The 17,887-nt window shown below is 76.2% G+C and carries 16 protein-coding genes; 12 read left to right on the top strand and 4 right to left on the bottom strand.

Annotation, left to right across the window (positions count from 1 at the left end):
* Positions 1 to 82: 82 nt before the first annotated feature.
* From OG550_RS15565 to OG550_RS15510, 12 genes are all read left to right on the top strand, one after another.
* Positions 83 to 1,342 (top strand): sensor histidine kinase, encoded by a 1,260-nt coding sequence (locus OG550_RS15565; protein WP_327677941.1) that lies wholly within the window; start codon positions 83 to 85, stop codon positions 1,340 to 1,342.
* A complete protein-coding gene (locus tag OG550_RS15560; protein WP_327677939.1) occupies positions 1,339 to 2,019 on the top strand; it encodes a response regulator transcription factor in 681 nt (226 codons plus the stop codon). The genes OG550_RS15565 and OG550_RS15560 overlap by 4 nt, the downstream gene beginning before the upstream one ends.
* A gap of 118 nt (positions 2,020 to 2,137) precedes the next feature.
* Complete coding sequence (locus tag OG550_RS15555; RefSeq protein ID WP_327677938.1) at positions 2,138 to 2,749, top strand: hypothetical protein; 612 nt, start codon at positions 2,138 to 2,140, stop codon at positions 2,747 to 2,749.
* Positions 2,750 to 2,899: 150 nt separating this feature from the next.
* Positions 2,900 to 3,640, top strand: coding sequence for an SIR2 family NAD-dependent protein deacylase (locus OG550_RS15550; protein WP_327677936.1), 741 nt, complete (start codon positions 2,900 to 2,902; stop codon positions 3,638 to 3,640).
* Positions 3,641 to 3,869: 229 nt separating this feature from the next.
* The gene (locus OG550_RS15545; RefSeq protein WP_327677934.1) at positions 3,870 to 5,243 is read left to right on the top strand and encodes a methyl-accepting chemotaxis protein; all 1,374 of its coding nucleotides are present in this window, start codon (positions 3,870 to 3,872) and stop codon (positions 5,241 to 5,243) included.
* Positions 5,240 to 5,764, top strand: coding sequence for a hypothetical protein (locus OG550_RS15540; protein WP_327677933.1), 525 nt, complete (start codon positions 5,240 to 5,242; stop codon positions 5,762 to 5,764). Before OG550_RS15545 ends, OG550_RS15540 begins: the two co-directional genes overlap by 4 nt.
* 129 nt (positions 5,765 to 5,893) lie before the next feature.
* A complete protein-coding gene (locus tag OG550_RS15535; protein WP_327677932.1) occupies positions 5,894 to 6,553 on the top strand; it encodes a vWA domain-containing protein in 660 nt (219 codons plus the stop codon).
* Between the two features lie 13 nt (positions 6,554 to 6,566).
* Positions 6,567 to 7,772, top strand: coding sequence for a PP2C family serine/threonine-protein phosphatase (locus OG550_RS15530; protein ID WP_327677930.1), 1,206 nt, complete (start codon positions 6,567 to 6,569; stop codon positions 7,770 to 7,772).
* Positions 7,769 to 8,749, top strand: a complete 981-nt coding sequence (locus tag OG550_RS15525; protein ID WP_327677928.1) for a hypothetical protein — start codon at positions 7,769 to 7,771, stop codon at positions 8,747 to 8,749. The genes OG550_RS15530 and OG550_RS15525 overlap by 4 nt, the downstream gene beginning before the upstream one ends.
* A gap of 209 nt (positions 8,750 to 8,958) precedes the next feature.
* The gene (locus tag OG550_RS15520) at positions 8,959 to 10,173 is read left to right on the top strand and encodes a cytochrome P450 (protein WP_327677926.1); all 1,215 of its coding nucleotides are present in this window, start codon (positions 8,959 to 8,961) and stop codon (positions 10,171 to 10,173) included.
* 55 nt (positions 10,174 to 10,228) lie between these two features.
* Positions 10,229 to 11,233, top strand: coding sequence for an ADP-ribosylglycohydrolase family protein (locus tag OG550_RS15515; RefSeq protein ID WP_327677924.1), 1,005 nt, complete (start codon positions 10,229 to 10,231; stop codon positions 11,231 to 11,233).
* A 120-nt stretch (positions 11,234 to 11,353) separates the two neighbouring features.
* Positions 11,354 to 12,664: a serpin family protein gene (locus tag OG550_RS15510; RefSeq protein WP_327677922.1), complete on the top strand. Its 1,311-nt coding sequence runs from the start codon at positions 11,354 to 11,356 to the stop codon at positions 12,662 to 12,664.
* Between the two features lie 31 nt (positions 12,665 to 12,695).
* Here OG550_RS15510 and OG550_RS15505 read toward each other — a convergent pair whose 3' ends face one another.
* From OG550_RS15505 to OG550_RS15490, 4 genes are all read right to left on the bottom strand, one after another.
* A complete protein-coding gene (locus OG550_RS15505) occupies positions 12,696 to 13,799 on the bottom strand; it encodes an ADP-ribosylglycohydrolase family protein (protein WP_327677920.1) in 1,104 nt (367 codons plus the stop codon).
* Positions 13,800 to 13,886: 87 nt separating this feature from the next.
* On the bottom strand, positions 13,887 to 15,194 hold the full coding sequence (locus tag OG550_RS15500) for a DUF2786 domain-containing protein (RefSeq protein ID WP_327677918.1): 1,308 nt from the start codon (positions 15,192 to 15,194) through the stop codon (positions 13,887 to 13,889).
* A 186-nt stretch (positions 15,195 to 15,380) separates the two neighbouring features.
* Positions 15,381 to 17,051, bottom strand: a complete 1,671-nt coding sequence (locus OG550_RS15495; protein WP_327677916.1) for a transporter — start codon at positions 17,049 to 17,051, stop codon at positions 15,381 to 15,383.
* Entirely contained in the window at positions 17,048 to 17,857 is an 810-nt protein-coding gene (locus tag OG550_RS15490; RefSeq protein WP_327677915.1) for an ABC transporter ATP-binding protein, read from the bottom strand. The genes OG550_RS15495 and OG550_RS15490 overlap by 4 nt, the downstream gene beginning before the upstream one ends.
* Positions 17,858 to 17,887 lie beyond the last annotated feature (30 nt).

The following is a 17,887-nucleotide window of genomic DNA, read 5'->3' as shown; positions in this document are numbered from 1 at the left end:
CCGGGGCGTGCCCACGGTGCTGCCGGTCGGGCATGATCTTCTCCGCGGGGGAGTCCTCCCCGCGTACGGGGGAGGAGCCGGGGTGGGTCGGGCGGTGCGCCGGTGGGCGGGGCTGGGCGGGGTCAACCCGTACGCGGTGGACGGCCTGCTGGCGGCGGGGTCGGCCGCGGTCTCGCTCTGGTCGGTCCACCACGACGACACGGCCTGGTCCTGGTGGGTCTACGCGCTGGCCCTCGGGACGGCACTGCCGCTGCCGTGGCGGCGGCGGGCGCCGGTCACGGTCATGGCGCTCAGCGGCGGGGTGTCGGCGGCGCTGTCGGTGGTCGCGCACCCGGTGATGCCGCAGCTGCCGCTGTACGCGGTGATCACCCTCTACACGGTGGCCGACCGGGCCGGGGAGCGGCAGCGCTGGGGCGTGCTGGCGGTGGTGGTGGCGGCCAACGTGGTGGGGACGCGGTCGCCGAACGGCATGCTGTTCTCGCTGCTGACCACGGTCGGCGCGTTCGTGTTCGGCTCGCTGGTGCGGGAGCTGCGGCGGCTGGCGCAGGTGGAGTCGGAGCGGGCCCGGGAGGCCGGCCGGCGGGCGGCCAGTGACGCGGCGCGGGCGGTGGCCGAGGAACGGGCCAGGATCGCCCGGGAGATGCACGACATCCTGGCGCACGCCGTCTCGCTGATGGTGATCCAGGCGGAGGCGGGGCCGCTGGTGGTGCGTTCCGACCCGGACCGGGCGATCAGGGCCTTCGACACCATCTCCGACTCCGGGCGCGACGCCATGGTGCAGCTGCGGCGGGTGCTCGGCGTGCTGAAGGAGGAGGGGGCGGTGCCGGAGCTGGCGCCGCAGCCGCGGCTGGCCGAACTGCCCGCACTGGCCGAGCGGGTGCGCGGGGCCGGGCTCACGGTCGACCTCGAACTCGACGGGGTCGACGGGCAGCTGCCGGCGGACGTCGAGGCGGCCGGGTACCGGATCGTGCAGGAGGCGCTGACCAACACGGTCAAGCACGCGGGTGCCTCGCGGATCCTGGTGCGGGTGGTCCGGGAGGGGGAGGAGCTGGCGGTGGTGGTCTCGGACGACGGGCGCGGGGTGCCGGTGCCGGGTGGGCGGGGCGGCCGAGGCGGACAGGCCGGGCCGGGTGGCCGGGGTGACCGGTCCGGGCGGGTCGGGGACGGCTGGTCCGGGGGGCGCGGGCTGGTCGGCATCCGGGAGCGGGCGGCGGCCTGCGGCGGCCGTGCCGAGGCCGGTCCCGGGCCGGAGGGCAGGGGTTTCCTGGTGAGCGCCCGGCTGCCGCTGGGGGCGTCCGGCCTGGTGGGCGCAGCGGGTGGAGAGGGCGGAGTGGGCGGATGAAGCCGATCCGGGTGGTCGTCGCGGACGACCAGGAGCTGGTGCGGGCCGGGTTCGGGATGATCCTGGACGCGCAGCCGGACATCGAGGTGGTCGCCGAGGCGGCGGACGGTGCCGAGGCGATCGAGGCGGTCCGGGTGCACGCCCCGGACGTGCTGCTGCTGGACGTCCGGATGCCGGTGATGGACGGGCTGGAGGCCGCCCGCCGGGTCTGCGCGGAGTACCCCGGCACCAGGGTGATCATGCTGACCACCTTCGACGCCGACGACTACGTCTTCGACGCGCTGTACGCGGGAGCCAGCGGGTTCCTGCTGAAGGACGTCCGCCGGGACGACCTGGCGCACGGCGTGCGGATGGTGGCCTCCGGGGAGGCGCTGCTGGCGCCCTCGGTGACCCGCCGGCTGATCGGTGAGTTCGCCGCCCGGCGGCCGGGCGGCGTCGAGCGGGCGGTGCGGCCGCCGTCCCGGCTGCTGGAGCAGCTGACGGCGCGCGAGCGGGAGACGCTGAGGCTGCTGGCCCGGGGGCTCTCCAACGCGGAGATCGCCGCCGAACTGGTGGTGAGCGAGCACACGGTGAAGACCCACGTCAGCAATGTGCTGGCCAAGCTGGGACTGCGCGACCGGGTGCACGCGGTGGTGTTCGCGTACGAGGCCGGCGCGGTGGTGGCGGGCGAGGACTGACGGCTCCCCCGTGCGGGGGAGCGGCGGCTTTCGCCGGTACGGGCGATCCGCGACGAGGGGGGCCGCGGACAGGATCCGGGGTGCCGGAGCAACCGGCCCGATCCTCGGGAGAGCACTCATGGACACCTCGAAGCACGGTCGCATCACCCCGTTCGCCGTGGTCGGCGGACCCGCCCTGATGGCGCTGTACGGCGGCATCCGGCTGCTGGAGGGATCGCGCGACCCCGGAGTCGGCTGGCTGGTCGGCCACAGCCTGATGCTGGCGGGGCTGGTGCTGTTCGTGCCGGTGCTGGTCGCACTGGAACGCCGGCCGGCGCCGAACCGCACGGCCGCCGGCCGGGTCGCGGCGCGGACCGCCCTGGGGGTGGCGCTGACCGGGCTGGCCGCATCGGTGGTGCAGATCGGCATCGACCTGTACGTGGGGGCCGTCGCCGTCGACAAGGCCGACCAGCACCGGCTGTTCGACGGCATCCAGAGCCACCCCGGGGTGGTGCCGGCGGTGTACTCGGTGGGCCCGCTGCTGTTCTACGTCGGCCTGCTGGCGCTGCTGGTGGCGGGTGCGGTGGGGCGGGCGCGCTCGCTGTGCTGGTGGAGCCCGGTGCTGATGCTGACCGGGACGGTGCTGACGGCGGTGGACCTGGCGCTGATCCCGGTCGCCGCCGTCTGCTACCTGGTGGCGCTGGCGCCGCTGGTGGGCGTCGGCGGCGTCGGCCGGCCGGTCGCGGCCTGAGCCGGGCAGCGCGAACCGGGCGGCCCGAGCTGGGCGGTCCGAGCTGGGCGGGGTGAGCGGGGCGGGGCGGGGTGGTGTCCGGCCCGCGGCCGGGGCGGCGGCGCGGATTTCGGTGGCGGGCCGGCGGGCCGCCCCCGTACCGTCCGGGGCATGAACGCCAAGCGCCCGATGATCGCCGTCCTCACCGGCGCCGGGATCTCGACCGACTCCGGCATCCCCGACTACCGCGGCCCGAACGGCCTCTGGCAGCGCGACCCGGAGGCCCAGCGACTGGTCACCGTCGGCCCGTACCTGGCCGACCCGGACGTCCGCCGCCGGGCCTGGACGATGCGCGCGGAGGCCGGCGCGCTCGCCGCCGAGCCGAACGCCGGGCACCGGGCACTGGTCGACCTCGAACGGTCCGGGCTGCCCGTCCGGGTGCTCACCCAGAACGTCGACGGGCTGCACCAGCGGGCCGGCCAGACCGCCCGCAAGGTGCTCGAACTGCACGGCACGGCACGGGAGGTGCAGTGCGTCCGGTGCAAGGCGGTGGGCCCGATGGCGGAGGCACTGGAGCGGGTGGCGGCGGGCGAGCCGGACCCGGACTGCCGGGCCTGCGGCGGGGTGCTGCGGCCGCGCACCGTGATGTTCGGCGAGGAGCTGGACCCGCAGGTGCTCCAGCAGGCCGACGCCGTCTCCAAGGCCTGCGAGCTGTTCATCGCGGTCGGTACCAGTCTGCAGGTCTTCCCGGCCGCGGCGCTGCCGTTCAACGCGGTGCGGACCGGGGCCCGGCTGATCGTGGTGAACGGTGAGCCGACGCCGTTCGACGAGGCCGCGGACGAGGTGATCCGCGAGCCGATCTCCGCCGCGCTGCCGGCCCTGGTCGGCCGGCTGGTGGCCCGGTACCTCTGACGCGGCCGGGGATCCGGGGGCTCCCGAGGGGCCCGGACGCGTCGGTGACGAACAGGTATCCACTGCACGAACCGCCCGGTCCCGGTGGCGGGTTCTGCGCTACGCTGCCGAACGGAGCGGCGTGGCCGGATCCGGCCACCGGGGGGAGGTCGCGCGGGCGGCTCCGCCCGTGCGCCGCACCGGCCACGGGCGTTCACCCCCCGCGGCGGCGCGCACCGAAGGAGCCCTCATGACGTCAGGCCCACTGCTGGACCGCCGCGCGATCGGGGGTGAGCTGCGGGCGCTGGCGGCCCGCCCCGGACTGGCGAGCCGTCAGGAGGAGCTCAAGGAGCTCGGGTTGGCGGTCTCCGGTACCGGCGACCTCGACCGGTGGGCCGACCTCGACCTGGTGCACAGCTTCGTCCGGCCGGAGAGCGTCCGGGCGGCGGTGCGGCCGAAGGCCGAGCCGAGGTTCTGGTCGTGGCTCGAAGTCGCCCTCGGCGGGCTGGTGTTCGTCCCGCTGCTGGTCACCTGGGCCGGGCTGATGCAGGCGACCAGCGCCTACCAGGCCCTGATCGGCGCGGACGCCGCGCAGGCCGCCCGGCCGTTCCTGCAGCTCTGGCAGACCGGCTTCGAGGGACGGCTGGCGGGCTGGGCCACCTTCGGTGACATCGCCCTGTCCGCCACGCTGTTCATTGCGCTGCTGCTGGTCTTCTCCGTCGCGCACGGCGTGCGCAGGGCCGGGGCCGATCGGCGCGAGTCCGGTGCGGCGCAGGAGGCGGAGGACCTGCTGGCCGAGCTGGCCCCGGTGCTCACCCGGGCGCAGCTGGTGCTGAACGAGCGTCGCCGTTCCTCGCCGCAGCGGTTCGTGGCCGAGCTCACCGGCGCGGCGGAGACCCTGGAGCGGCTCGGCCGGCAGGCCGCCGACACCCAGCGGGACCTCAGCGGGGCCGCACTGGTGGTCGAGCGCTCGGTGGCCGGGGCCGAGGAGCGGCTGGCCGAGGTGGGCGCGGCGGTCGACCCGCTGCGGAGGGCCGTCGACGGGGTCGAGAAGGCGGTCGAGGGCGTCGGGGCGGCCGTGCGGGACAGCGGGGAGAAGCTCGCCGGGACCGTCCGGGACGGCTCCGCGGCCACCGAGGACCTGGTCCGGCGCGGCGGGCGGCAGGCTTCCGAGGCGGCCGACGCCGTCCGGCAGGCCACCGACCGGGTCGGCGCCGAACTGTCCGGCGCGGGCGAGCGGGTGGAGGACGCGGTGCGGGACCTCGCGGTCGCCCAGCGCGGCTTCACCACCGGTGCGGAGACCGTCGCCGACGTCGGCGGACGGCTGCTGGAGCAGCTCGACGGGCTGGCCCGCGAGGTCGCGGCGATGGCCGACCGGGTCGCGGCGGCGGCGTCGGCGGCCACCGTGGCCGCGGCGCGCCTGGACGCCCGCGAGGCCCGCGACATTCGTGACGCCCCGGCCGGCCGGTCGCCCGGGGCCCTGCTGGTCAAGTCGGTGCCGGACGACGGTCCCGGGGCGGGCGGCGCCCGCTCGCGCCCCGCGGACACCCCGGACCCGGCGGCCGTGGACGAGCAGACCCTGCTGGAGCTGGACGAGGTGCCGGTGCGGCAGGCGGGCCGATGAGGGACCGCTTCCGGGCCGGACGGCCGCGCGTGCGCGGCGCGCACCTGGCGGGCTGGCTCTTCGCCGACCTGCTGCTGGTGCTGGCCCTGGTCGCGATGGGCGACCAGGGCGATCCGGTGGCGGCCGCGCGCGCCACCGCCACGCCCACCCCCACGGCCGGTGCGAGCGCCACCGCCACGGCCTCCGCCACGCCGCCGCCGGCGCCCACCCCCACCGGCCCGCGCGGGGTGGAGCACGACGCGGTCACCGTCGACGTCACCGGGGACCCCTCCGACACCGCGGGCCTGGCGGCGCAGATCCGCGCGGGCACCGAACGGTACGCGGGGCGGCAGGCCGCGGTGGTGCTCACCTTCGGCAGCAACCGCGACCCGGGGGTCGGCCAGGCGTACGCCCACACCGTCAACGGGCTGCTCGCGCAGGCCCGTCCGGAGATGTTCCAGGGCACCACCACCCGGGACTTCATCTCGCTGACGGACAACCCCCGGCACGCCTCGCTGGAGATCTACTTCTACACCGGCTGATCCGGACGGCCCGGCCCGGACGGCCCGGCCCGGACGGCCCGGCCCGGAAGGCCCGGCCCGGACGGCCCGGTCCGGGCCCCGAACCGCACGTCCAACCCTCTCTGACCCGTGAGTCAAAGGAGAAGTGCAGTGCAGATCCTCCCGTTCTACGCCGTGTGCGACGAGTCGGGGTCGATGAGCGCCGACATCGACACCCTCAACAAGGCCCTGTTCAACCTCCACCAGGAGATCAGCACCAACCCGACCATCGCCGACAAGACCCGGTTCGGGCTGATCGGCTTCTCCACCGACGCCAACGAGCTGCAGCCGCTGGTCGACCTGAGCGACCTGGACGAGCTGCCGGCCCTGGAGGCGTCCGGCCTGACCTCCTTCGGCAACGCGTTCAGCCTCCTGCAGCAGGCGATCGAGCGGGACGTGCAGCAGCTGAAGGCGGACGGGCACGACGTCTACCGCCCGGTGGTCTTCTTCCTCTCCGACGGCGTGCCGACCGACTCCGACTGGGAGCAGCCGTACCAGGAGCTGCTCTCCGCCGCGTTCCGGCCGCACATCATCGCCTTCGGCATCGGCCAGGCGGACCGCACGGTGATCGCGCAGGTCGCCACGTTCAAGGCGTTCATGCAGGAGGAGGGGACGGCGGACCCGGCGGTCGCGCTGCGGGAGTTCGCCGCCAGCCTGACCCGGTCGATCGTCCGCTCGGTGAGCGGGGCGACCGCCGCCGGGCAGGGCATGAGCCTCCAGGTGGACGACCACGTGCCCGGGTTCACCGCCGTCTCGCTCGACAAGCTCTGAGCGGGGCCGTCCGGTGAACCCGTACGACAACCCGCCCCCGGCCGGCCCGGGACCGGAGCCCGCGCCGGAGCGGCGGCTCGACCCGATCGACCTCGCCGCGTCCGTCTACGAGTGCGGCTGGGAGTCCGTCCCGGCCCTCGCTGCGCTGGGCGGGCCCGCCCCGGCACCGGCCAGGTCCGTGCCGTCCACCCCGGTGCCGTTCCCGCCGGACCCCGTCGTCGCAGGGCCCGTCCTCGCCGGGCCGGACCCCGCCGCTCCCCGGCCCGCCGCGGCGGGGCACCCCGGCCCGGAGCGGGCCGGGGGCGGGTCCGGCGTGCTGCCGGCGCCGGGCGAGGAGCCGGGCGCGCTGCACCACGTCGGCCGCAAGCCCCCGGCCTACACCCCCGAGCCGACCGACATCCCCGCGGTCGAGAACGACCGCTACAGCGCGCTGCTGCCCGACACGGTGGTGGACGGCGGGACCTTCGGTCCGGTCACGGTCCGCGCCGCCTCCGTCCGCGGCGACTCGCACCGCTACCGGGCCGAGTGCCGCCAGGACGCCGTCCTGGTGTTCAGGGCCGGTGACCTGCTGCTGCTCGCGGTGGCCGACGGCGTCGGCTCCCAGCCGCACTCCCAGCGCGGGTCCAACGGGATCGTCCGGATGCTGGCCAGGCAGGTCGCCGACCGGGCGGACACCCTGCTGGCCTGCCTGCGGGCCGGCGCGGAGGTCGACTTCGCCAGCCTGACGGCCCAGCTGGTCTCGGCGGCGGCCGTCGAGCTCAGCCGCGAGGCGGAGAAGGAAGGACTGTCGCCGAAGTCCCACTCGACCACGCTGCGGGCGCTGCTGGTGCCGGCCGACCCGGACAGCACGGTCCGGGGCTTCGTCTCGGTCGGCGACGGCGGCCTGATGCGCCTGCGCGAGGGCGTCTGGCGCAACCTCGACGAGGACGGGGACGACGGCTCGCTGATCAGCACCCGGACCGACTGCCTCCCCGAGGCGTACGACCACGCCCGGGTCCGGCTGATCACCGATGCGGCCCCCGGCGACCTGCTGGTCCTCTGCACCGACGGGCTGGCGCTGCCCCTGCTCAGGGAGCCCGAGCTGCAGGAGTTCCTCGCCGACCGGTGGGGCGGCGCGGACGTCCCCGGCCTGGCCGAGTTCCTCTGGCAGGCGCAGGTGAGGGTGCGCAGCTACGACGACGACCGCACGGTCGTCTGCCTCTGGGAGGCCGCCCGGTGAGCGCCCCGGACATCGCCACGGCGCTGGCCGGCGGGGCGGACGTGGAGCTGGCGCTGCTGGCGGTCGGCGCCGAGGCCGGCCGGGGCGGCCAGGGCCTGGTGCAGCGCCTGGCCGGCTACCCGGGCCTGCTGTTCAAGCGCTACCTCGACCCGGGGAGGGTGCACGGCCCGGCCCTGGCGGAGCTGGTGCGGCTGCGGTTCGCCCTGTCCGGGGAGGAGCGGGAGCGGCTGGACGCACAGGCCGCCTGGCCGCTCTGCCGGGTGGTCGACGGCCCGGGCTGCGTCGGGTTCCTGATGCAGGAGGCGCCGGCGGCGATGACCTGGCAGACGGCGGCCGGAGGGCGCAGGCTCACCGAGGCGCAGTACCTGTTCCGCCCGGAGAAGGTCGCCACCCAGGGCGTGGTCCGGCCGGACCCGGAGCAGCGGCTGGCCCTGGTGCTGGAGCTGGCCGGGCTGGTCGAGCGGCTGCACCGCTGGGGGCTGGTGATCGGCGACCTCTCGCACGCCAACGTGCTCTGGACGGTGGTGCCCGAGCCCGCGGTCCTGCTGCTCGACTGCGACGGCGTCCGCAGGGTCGGGGCGGCGCCGGTCCTGGAGCAGACCGACACGCCCGACTGGGCGGACCCGCTCTCCCCGGGCGGCAGCAGCGCCACGGTGGACAGCGACCGCTACAAGGCGGCGCTGCTGTTCGGCCGGACCCTGGCGCAGGACCCGTACCTGACGCCGGAGCAGCCGTTCGAGCCGCTGCCGGACGTGCTGTCGGAGCGGCAGCTGGCGGCGGTCCGGCGGCTCTGGGAGCAGGCCGGCGGCCCGTACGGGACCAGGCCGGACCTGACCGCCTGGCTGCTGGCGCTCGGCGGCCGGGGCAGCATCCCGCTGGGGATCGGCGGTCCGCCCAGGGCGGCCCGTCCGGTCGACGAGCGGCTGTTCGACGGGCGGGCCCCGCGGGGGAGCATCCCGCTGAACCGTCCGAGCTGAACCGTCCGGGGCGGTTCGTCCGGGGCGGTCGGGGAGCGGCGGTCGGGGAGCGGCCGGGAACTCGCGGTCGGGGGAGTCGGGGGGAGTCGGGGGCTTGAGGGAGCTGAGGGGCTTGTGGGCCGGAGGGGCCGGAGGGGCCGGAGACCGGACGGGCCGCATGCGTACGATGATCCTTCCGGCTTCCCCTCACGGCCTGGAGTGATCGACCGATGACGACGACGGCGAAGTTCGACCCCTGGTCGGCGGAGTTCGTGGCCCACCCGTACGACGCCTACGCCGACCTGCGCGGGCGGGCCCCGGCCACGTACTACGAGCCCACCGGGCAGTGGCTGGTCCCGCGGTACCAGGACGTCAGCGCGCTGCTGCGGGACCGCCGGCTCGGCCGGACCTACACCCACCGGTTCAGCCACGAGGAGTTCGGCCGCCCCGAGCCCGACCCGGCGCACGAGCCGTTCCACACCCTCAACGACAACGGCCTGCTCGACCTGGAGGCACCCGACCACACCCGGATCCGCCGGCTGGTCTCCAAGGCCTTCACCCCGCGCATGGTCGAGGGGCTGCGCCCGACCGTCCGGCGGCTCGCCGGCGAACTGGTGGACGGCCTGCTCGCGGACGGCGGCGGCGACCTGATCGGCGCCGTCGCCGAACCGCTCCCGGTCGCGGTGATCGCCGAGATGCTGGGCGTCCCGGAGGCCGACCGCCACCTGCTGCGCCCGTGGTCCGCCGACATCACCGGCATGTACGAGCTCAACCCGACCGAGGAGGCCGCCCGCCGGGCCGTCACCGCGAGCACCGAGTTCTCCGACTACCTGCGCGCCCTGATCCGCGAGCGCCGCGCCACCCCCGGCGACGACCTGGTCAGCGCGCTGATCCAGGCCCAGGAGGGATCGGACGCGCTCAGCGAGCAGGAGATGATCTCCACCTGCGTGCTGCTGCTCAACGCCGGCCACGAGGCCACCGTCAACACCACCGGCAACGGCTGGTGGGCGCTGTTCCGCAACCCGGGCGAGCTGGCCCGGCTGCGCGCCGACGCCGACGGGCTGCTGCCCACCGCCGTCGAGGAACTGATGCGCTGGGACACCCCGCTGCAGATGTTCGAGCGCTGGGTGCTGGAGGACGTCGAGGTGGGCGGCGTCACCGTCCCCCGCGGCTCGGAGGTCGCCCTGCTGTTCGGCTCGGCCAACCGCGACCCGGAGCGCTTCACCGACCCCGACCGGCTCGACCTCGGCCGCGCCGACAACCCGCACGTCACCTTCGGCGCGGGAATCCACTTCTGTCTCGGCGCCCCGCTTGCCAGACTGGAGCTCACCGAGTCGTACGGCGCGCTGCTGCGCCGGGCGCCGGGCCTGCGGCTGGTCCGCGAGCCCGAGTGGAGCCCGGGCTACGTGATCCGGGGGCTGAAGGAACTGCTGGTCGAGGTCTGACCGGCCGAGGTCCGACCGGTCGGGACACCCCGGTCGGACGAGGGGGAGTGGCGGCATGGGCGGGGGCAAGGCGACGGGCGCACTGCTGGGCCTGGCGATCGGCGACGCGATGGGCAAGCCGACCGAGTTCCAGGACGTCGAGCAGATCGCGTGGGAGTGGCCCGACTGGCGGCGGCTCCCGTTCCCGGCGAACGGGCTGATCACCGACGACACCCAGATGACGCTCGCCCTGGCACGCGGCCTGCGCACCGCCCTGGAACGCGGGCCGCTCGCCCCGCTGCGGCTGGAGCGGCCGGTGCGCGAGGAGTTCGTCGACTGGTGGCGCTCACCGGACAACAACCGGGCCCCCGGCAACACCTGCCTGGCCTCCTGCCACCGGCTCAGCAAGCCCGGCCGCCCCTGGCAGGTGGCGAGCGACATCGGCTCCAAGGGCTGCGGCGCCAACATGCGGGTCGCCCCGCTCGGCCTGGTCCGGGACCTGACCCCGGCCCAGGCCGCCGGCGCCGCCCAGCTCCAGTCCGGGCTCACCCACGGCCACCCCACCGCGCTGGCCGCCAGCGACCTCACCGCCCACGCCGTGCGCAAGCTCGCCGAAGGCCTGCCGCCGGCCGGCCTGCCCGCCGCCCTGCGGGCCTACGCCCTGGCCAACCGCACCCGGTACGACCGGACCTGGCTCGGCGACCTCGCCGAGCGCGCCCAGGACCGCACCCCGGAGGAGTTCATCGCCCGGGGCTGGGACGACTGCCTGGCCGTCCTCGACCGGCTCACCGCCGCGCTGGCCGCGCCCGACGTCGAGGCGGACCCGTGCCTGGCCACCGGCGAGGGCTGGATCGCCGAGGAGGCGCTCGCCACCGGCCTGCTCTGCTTCCTGCTGATGCCGGACGACCCGGTGGCCGCCGTCCGCCGGGGCGCCTACTCCTCCGGCGACTCCGACTCGATCGCCTGCCTGGCCGGCGCCTTCGCCGGTGCGCACCTGGGCGCCGACGCGTGGCCCGCCGAGTGGGTGGAGCGGATCGAGCACCGCGACGAACTGCTGGCGTTCGGCGGGCTCTGGGACTGACGCCCTCCGTGGCGGCCGGGCGGTGCGCGGCCGGGGAACCGCCTCCGCCCCGGCCGCGTCGAACCGGCACCGAGGCGCGGGCACCGGCCCGCGCCGCCGACCGAGGGGACGTGGCCGGCCATGTCCGTCCGTACCCGCCGCCCGGCGGTGCTCCTGCTCTGCTGCACCGCGCTGCTCGCCGGATGCGGCTCCACCGGAGGCGGCCCGGCCGTCGTCCGCGTCGCGGCCCCCGGGTCGCCGCCGACCGTCGACCCCGCACAGGTCACCGCCACCGCCGCCGCGACCGGCGCCTTCGGCCTGGACCTGTTGCACACCCTCACCGCCGACCCCGCCGCGGCCGGCCGCAACCTGGTGCTCTCGCCGTCCGGCCTGGCCACCGCGCTCGCCATGCTGCTGCCCGGCGCCCGCGGCACCAGCGCCGAGGAACTCACCAGGGCCCTGCACACCGAGCTGGCCCCGCAGCAGTACGCGCTCGCCGCCGGGGCCCTCAACCGCCGCACCCCGACCGGCGGGGACGGGGGCGGGTTCGTGCTGAGGCAGGCGGACGACATCTGGGCCCAGCGGGACTTCCCGGTCGACCAGGGCTACCTGGGCGTGCTGGCGGCCGCCTTCGACACCGGCGTGCACACCGCCGACTTCCGCAAGGACCCGGAGGGCGCCCGGAAGGCCGTCAACTCCGCCGTCGAGAAGGCCACCGAGGGCCGGGTCAAGGACCTCTTCGGGAAGGGGCAGATCAACGCGGACACCCGGCTGGCGCTCACCGACGCGCTCTACCTCAAGGCCGACTGGGCCGCTCCGTTCAAGGCCCCGAACACCGCCGACCGGCCGTTCCACCGGCTCGACGGCTCCGTGCCGGCCGTCCCCACCATGGCGGCGAAGGAGTCGCTGCGCTACGCCGAGGGCTCCGGCGGGATCCTCGGCGAGCCCTGGCAGGCCGTCGAACTCCCCTACGCGGGAGGGTCGTTGGCGATGGACCTGGTGGTGCCCGCACAGGGCGGCTTCGAGGCCTTCCGCAAGGGCCTGGACCAGACCCGGCTGGACCTGATCCTCGGCTCGCTCACCGGGCGGAGCGTCGACCTCACCCTGCCGAAGTTCCACTTCGACACCGCCAACGACCTGAAGCCCGCCCTCCGGGCGCTCGGCGTCGACGCCGTCTTCGGCCCCGGCGCAGACCTCTCCGGCATCCCCGGCGCGGGCGCGACCGAGCGGCTCAAGGTCGGCGCCGTGGTGCAGAAGGCCACCGTCCAGGTCGACGAGAAGGGCACCGTCGCCGCGGCCGGCAGCGGCGTCAGCGTCGAGGCGATGGCCGGAGCGGCACCGAAGGACCCGGTGCAGCTGCACATCGACCGGCCGTTCCTCTTCCTGATCCGCGACACCGCCACCGGCCGGCCGCTCTTCCTCGGCCAGGTCACCGACCCGCAGGCGGGGTGAGACCGGGCCCGGCGGACCGCGGCGCCGCGGCTCACCAGGCCGGGTAGCGGTCCCCGAGCGCCGGGTGCCCCGGCTCGCGGCTGCCGAACAGCACCAGCAGGTCGTCCGCCACCCGCAGCAGCGTCTCCCGGCCCTCCACCGCGTCCGTCCAGTCCGCCGACAGCGCCGAGGCGCCGTACGCCGCGCCGACCAGGTTGCCGCAGACCGCCCCCGTGGAATCGCTGTCCCCCGAGTGGTTCACCGACAGCAGCAGCGCCGTCCGGGCCGGCTCCGGCCCGGACGTCCCCGCCAGCAGGCAGTACACCGCGATCGCCAGGCACTCCTCGGCGATCCAGCCCAGCCCCACCCGCTCCACCGCCTCCGCCGACGGCTCGGCCTCCTCGGCCACCCGGACCGCCCGGGCCAGCGCCTGGACCGTCTCCTTGGAGGCCGGCCACTCCCGGGTCTGCTCCACCGTCTCCCCGACCGCCGCCCACGGCTCCACCCCGGCCGCCAGCCGCTCCACCAGCGACGCGAACGCACCCGCCGCCAGGTGGCCGGTCGGATGCCCGTGGGTCAGCTGCGCGCACTGCGCGGCCAGCCCGAACGACTGCTCGGCGCCCAGCCGGGCCAGCCCGAACGGCGCCGACCGCATCACCGTGCCGCACCCCTTCGAGTGCGCGTTGATCGGCCCCGGCTGCCCCAGCGCGGCCGGCGCCTCGAAGACCGGGTGGTACTTCACCCCCGTCAGACAGGCGTCACCCGGCGCCCGCCGCGCGTACAGGAACGGTTCGCGCAGCAGCCAGCCGTCGTACGGACGGGCGAGCGGGACCGGGTCCGGGGCGCCCTGCTGCTGGGTCAGCAGCCACCGCCGGTACGCACCGTGCACCGCCTCCGGCACCGAACCGCCGCCACCCGACCAGCCCCGGACGAAACCGCGGATCAGCCCCTCGGCGGTGAACAGCGTCATCTGGGTGTCGTCGGTGACCTCGGCGACCAGGCCGCCGCCCGGCAGACCGGTCACCCCGGCCGGGCCGTACCGCTCCCGGATCTGGTACAGCCGCAGGAACTCCACCGGCCAGCCCAGCGCGTCCCCGACCGCCCCGCCGATCAGCGCCCCGCGCACCCGGTCCCGGTACCCCGGCTGCTCACCCACCGCCACCGTCGTCCCCCTCGCTCGTCGCCGCGCCGCTCCGGACGGCGCCCCGGCCGGCCGCTGTCCGTTCTACCAGGACCCGTCCGGTCAGCCCCGGATCTCCCCGGCCCGGCCGTGCAGCGCCGCCCGGTCCGCGGCCGCCCGGCCCGCCGCCCAGCCCTCGCCGTCGCTCACCCGGACCCGCTGCGACACCAGCTTCGGGAACATCCGGCCCACCTCCTGGTCGACCGCCGCCGAACGGGCCGCCAGCGCGGGCAGCAGCCGCTCGTCCGGGACCAGCAGCTCCTCGGTGCCGTCCGCGCGGAGGTGCCGGCCGGCCGCCGCGTCGCTGGTCGTCCGCTCGGTCGCCTCCGCCAGCCGCTCCCGGATCCGTGCCGCGTACGAGACCAGGAAGGACTGCCGGAACGCCTTGGTGCGCGAGGCGCCGTCCAGGTGCTGCCGGGAGCCCGCCTTCTGCATCGCGTGGGTCGCCTGCACCAGCAGCGAGGTGTACAGCAGCTCCACGCCGTCGAGGTCCGCGTCGAAGCCGATCAGGGTGCAGAAACCGAACTCCTTCGCCCACACCACCCGGCACCGGTTGGCCGCCGCCACCGAGTCCAGCAGCATCGTCTTCGGGCCCTCGTACGGGTTGTCCACCCCGATCCGCAGCGCCCCCGGGGCGTTGGGGTCCGCATCGTCGACCGCCAGCAGCGCCTCGTCGATGCTGTGCTGCGCCATCAGCTGCTGGGCCTTGGCGGTCAGCGCCTCGGCCTCCTCCGGGTACTCGGTGGACTCGGCCTTCGCCAGCAGCGCCCGGATCCGCGGCAGCATCCGCGGCTCGCCCGTGACCGGACCGGACCGCTCCCGCCGGACCGGCTGCCCGACCTGCCCCGGCGCCGGGCCGACCGGGGCGATCGGCGGCAGCCGGCCCCAGATCCGCAGCAGCTCCAGGAGGGCGGTGGCCAGCGCGAACCGGTCCAGCCGGTGCCGCTGGGCGAAGGCCTCCAGGTACCCCTCGTCGGCCGGCCACCAGACCGCCGTCTCCAGCTCGCGCAGCTGCTCCTGCCAGCGCCGGTCCGGCGCGGCCGCCGGGTGCCGCCGGCTCTCCGCGGCGATCAGGTCCACCGCCAGCGCCAGGTGCGCCGGCCTCAGCTCCCGCCGCACGACGCGGGCCAGGTCGGCGGGCCGCCAGCCGGCCGACCAGCACCGGCCGAGCGAGGTGTCCGCGTACGCCAGCACCGCCCGGCTGACCGCCGGCCACTGCCCGGGGGAGGCCGCCAGCAGCGACGCCCCGGTGTCCAGCGCGAGGTCGAGGCGCTCCTCGGGGGCGGTGACCACGGCCCGCACCGCCTGCTCCAGCAGCGGCCCGGCGCCCCCGTCCGTCGCGGTCCCGCCCGGTTGCCTGCGCTTGCCCACGGTGCTCCCGCTCTCGTCCCTCGTCCGGTGCGGTCCGCACCCCCGCCCATGATGCCGGAGCCGCGCCGCCGACGACGGGCCCGCGGGCGACGGGCCCGCGGGCCCGCCCGGCCCGGCCACCGCCGCCGGTCACGACGCGGCGCCGGCCCTGGAAGGACCCGGGGCCGGCGCCGGAGGGGGCGGGCGTCAGCGCTCGACGGCCTTGGCGAGGATCTCCGGGGCGCGCTCCAGCAGGCGGCCGGCGGCGAGGCGCAGGCCCAGGAACGCGACCAGGGCGCCGTACAGCGGGCCGACCAGGAGGACCGGCCAGGTCGGGGCGTCGGCGACCAGGGCCCAGCCGAGGTAGCCGGCCACCGGGGAGGCGAGCAGCGCGCTGCCGAACATCGAGCCGAAGCTGTTGACCGCCACCAGCCCGCCCTGGCCGGGGGCGGCGTTGCGCATCGGGTTGTTGTCGGCGGGCATGGTGTACGGGGTCAGCACGCTGAGCACGGAGCCGATCGCGATGCCGCTGCCGAGCAGGGCGAACGCCACGCCGAGCGCCGACGGCAGGTGGGCCCAGTCGCCGGTGACGGCGGCCAGCACCGGCGCGAGCACCAGGATGACGGGGACGGCGTACGAGACGACGGCGTACGCCCGGCCGCGCAGTTCGTCCCGGGCGTCGGCCGGCGTGAGCAGGGTCGCGGCGACCATCCAGAACGCGGACCCGTCCATGCCGAACAGGTTGAGCATCTGCAGGCCGAGGAACCCGCCGGCCATCGCCACCAGGTAGACCGTGGACCAGCCCTGGACCACCGACAGCACGCAGACCACCAGCGTCATGCCGATGCTGGTGAAGACCGCGGCCTTGGCCCGGGGCTCCCGCCACGCGTACCGCAGGTGACGCTGCATCACCGCGCCGACCCGGCCCCCGGGCAGGAAGCGCCAGCCGCGCGAGCCCTGGACGTCGCGCACCACCTCCAGGGTGGAGGCGTCGGCGGTGACCATCAGCTGCTGGAGGCTGGCCCGCCACCAGCGCAGCAGCAGCACCAGCAGGGCGGCGGTCGCGGCCAGCTGGAGCAGGGCGAGCCCGTACCGGCCCTCGCCGGCGGTGCGGACCGCGTCGACCGCGCCGACCGGCGGCACCCAGCGCAGCACGGAGGCGAACGGCGCCAGCGGGCTGAGGTCGAGGCCGTGCTCGCCGGCCTTGCCGAAGACGCTCTGCGAGCCGACGTTGGCGAGCTGCACGAGCAGCGCGAAGAGCAGCCCGCCGAAGATGGCGAAGTCCTTGCCGCGCCTGCTGGAGAGCAGCCGGGCGTTGCCGGCCGCCACCGCGCGGGAGAGGACGACCACGCTGAGCACCGCCAGCGGCACGCCGACCACCCCGGCCACCGCCGAGGCGGCGCCGTCGGCGCCGGAGAGTGCGGCACCGGTGAGCAGGATCAGGCTGACCAGCGGACCGGGGCCGATCAGCGAGGCCAGCACCGAGCCGCGCAGCAGCGGCGCGGGCCGCAGCGGCAGCATGGTGAGCCGGGTCGGGTCGGAGCTCTCGTCGCTGGCGAAGAGGAACAGCGGGATCGCGGCCCAGCCGAGGGTGAGCGCCCCGGCGAGGACGACGCCCGCGTCGCCCGACGAGCCGCTGTCGGCGCGGCCGTTGAGCAGCGCGAGGGCGAGGGCGATCCCGGTGGCGAAGAGCACGCCGAGGACGGCTCCGACGACGTACAGGACGGCCCGGCCGCGGTTGCGCCGCAGGCCGTTGCGGAGCAGCCGGAGCTTGAGCGAGACCAGGGTCCGGACCACCGTGCGGTCGTCGGGCACCCCGGCCCGGCCGGACGGCGCGGCCGTCCGCGCGGCGGGGGAGGGGGCGGGGGAGGAGCTCACCGCTCGCCCCCGCCGAGCCAGCCGAGCGCCTGGCCGTCGTCCTCGCGGACGCCGATCAGCTCCAGGAAGGCCTCGTGCAGGCTGCGCCCGCCGCGGACGGCGTCGATCGGGCCGTGGGCGATGACCCGGCCGGCGCTGATCACGGCGACCCAGTCGCAGAGCTGCTCGACCAGCTCCATCACGTGGCTGGAGAAGACGACGGTGGAGCCGGCCGCCGCGTACCGCTTGAGCACGCCGCGGATGGTCTGGGCGGAGACCGGGTCGACGCCCTCGAAGGGCTCGTCGAGGAAGAGCACGTCCGGGTTGTGCAGCAGGGCGGAGGCGAGGCCGATCTTCTTGCGCATGCCGGTGGAGTAGTCGGCGACCAGCTTGTCGGCGTGGCCGGCCAGGTCGAGCACGGCGAGCAGTTCCTCGGCCCGGCGGTCGACCTCGGCGCCGGGCAGGCCGCGCAGCCGCCCGTTGTACTGAAGCAGTTCGCGGCCGCTGAGCCGCTCGAACATCCGCAGGCCCTCGGGGAGGATGCCGATCCGGGACTTGGCCGCGACCGGGTCGGCCCAGACGTCGGCGCCGTGGATCAGGACGGTGCCCTGGTCGGGGCGGAGCAGGCCGGTGGCCATCGACAGGGTCGTGGTCTTCCCGGCGCCGTTCGGGCCGACCAGCCCGATGAACGCCCCGGTCGGCAGCTCCAGGCTGAGCCCGGCCACCGCGGCCTGGCTGCCGAAGTGCTTCCACAGCCCCCGGATGGAGACCGCGGAGGGGACGGGGGAGGCGGGGGCGGGGGACGGCGGCGGCGCTGACGCCTGCATGGCGGCCTTCTCTGCTGGTGGGCGGGCTGG

Origin of the sequence: Kitasatospora sp. NBC_00458, from assembly GCF_036013975.1 — a bacterium.
Taxonomy (GTDB): Bacteria; Actinomycetota; Actinomycetes; order Streptomycetales; family Streptomycetaceae; genus Kitasatospora.
This window is presented reverse-complemented; position numbering and strand designations above follow the sequence as displayed.

Coding starts and splice junctions, on each gene's coding strand:
- OG550_RS15560 (WP_327677939.1), top strand. CDS start 1,339: ATGAAGCCGATCCGGGTGGTCGTCGCGGACGACCAGGAGCTGGTGCGG.
- OG550_RS15555 (WP_327677938.1), top strand. CDS start 2,138: ATGGACACCTCGAAGCACGGTCGCATCACCCCGTTCGCCGTGGTCGGC.
- OG550_RS15550 (WP_327677936.1), top strand. CDS start 2,900: ATGAACGCCAAGCGCCCGATGATCGCCGTCCTCACCGGCGCCGGGATC.
- OG550_RS15545 (WP_327677934.1), top strand. CDS start 3,870: ATGACGTCAGGCCCACTGCTGGACCGCCGCGCGATCGGGGGTGAGCTG.
- OG550_RS15540 (WP_327677933.1), top strand. CDS start 5,240: ATGAGGGACCGCTTCCGGGCCGGACGGCCGCGCGTGCGCGGCGCGCAC.
- OG550_RS15520 (WP_327677926.1), top strand. CDS start 8,959: ATGACGACGACGGCGAAGTTCGACCCCTGGTCGGCGGAGTTCGTGGCC.
- OG550_RS15515 (WP_327677924.1), top strand. CDS start 10,229: ATGGGCGGGGGCAAGGCGACGGGCGCACTGCTGGGCCTGGCGATCGGC.
- OG550_RS15510 (WP_327677922.1), top strand. CDS start 11,354: ATGTCCGTCCGTACCCGCCGCCCGGCGGTGCTCCTGCTCTGCTGCACC.
- OG550_RS15490 (WP_327677915.1), bottom strand. CDS start 17,857: ATGCAGGCGTCAGCGCCGCCGCCGTCCCCCGCCCCCGCCTCCCCCGTC.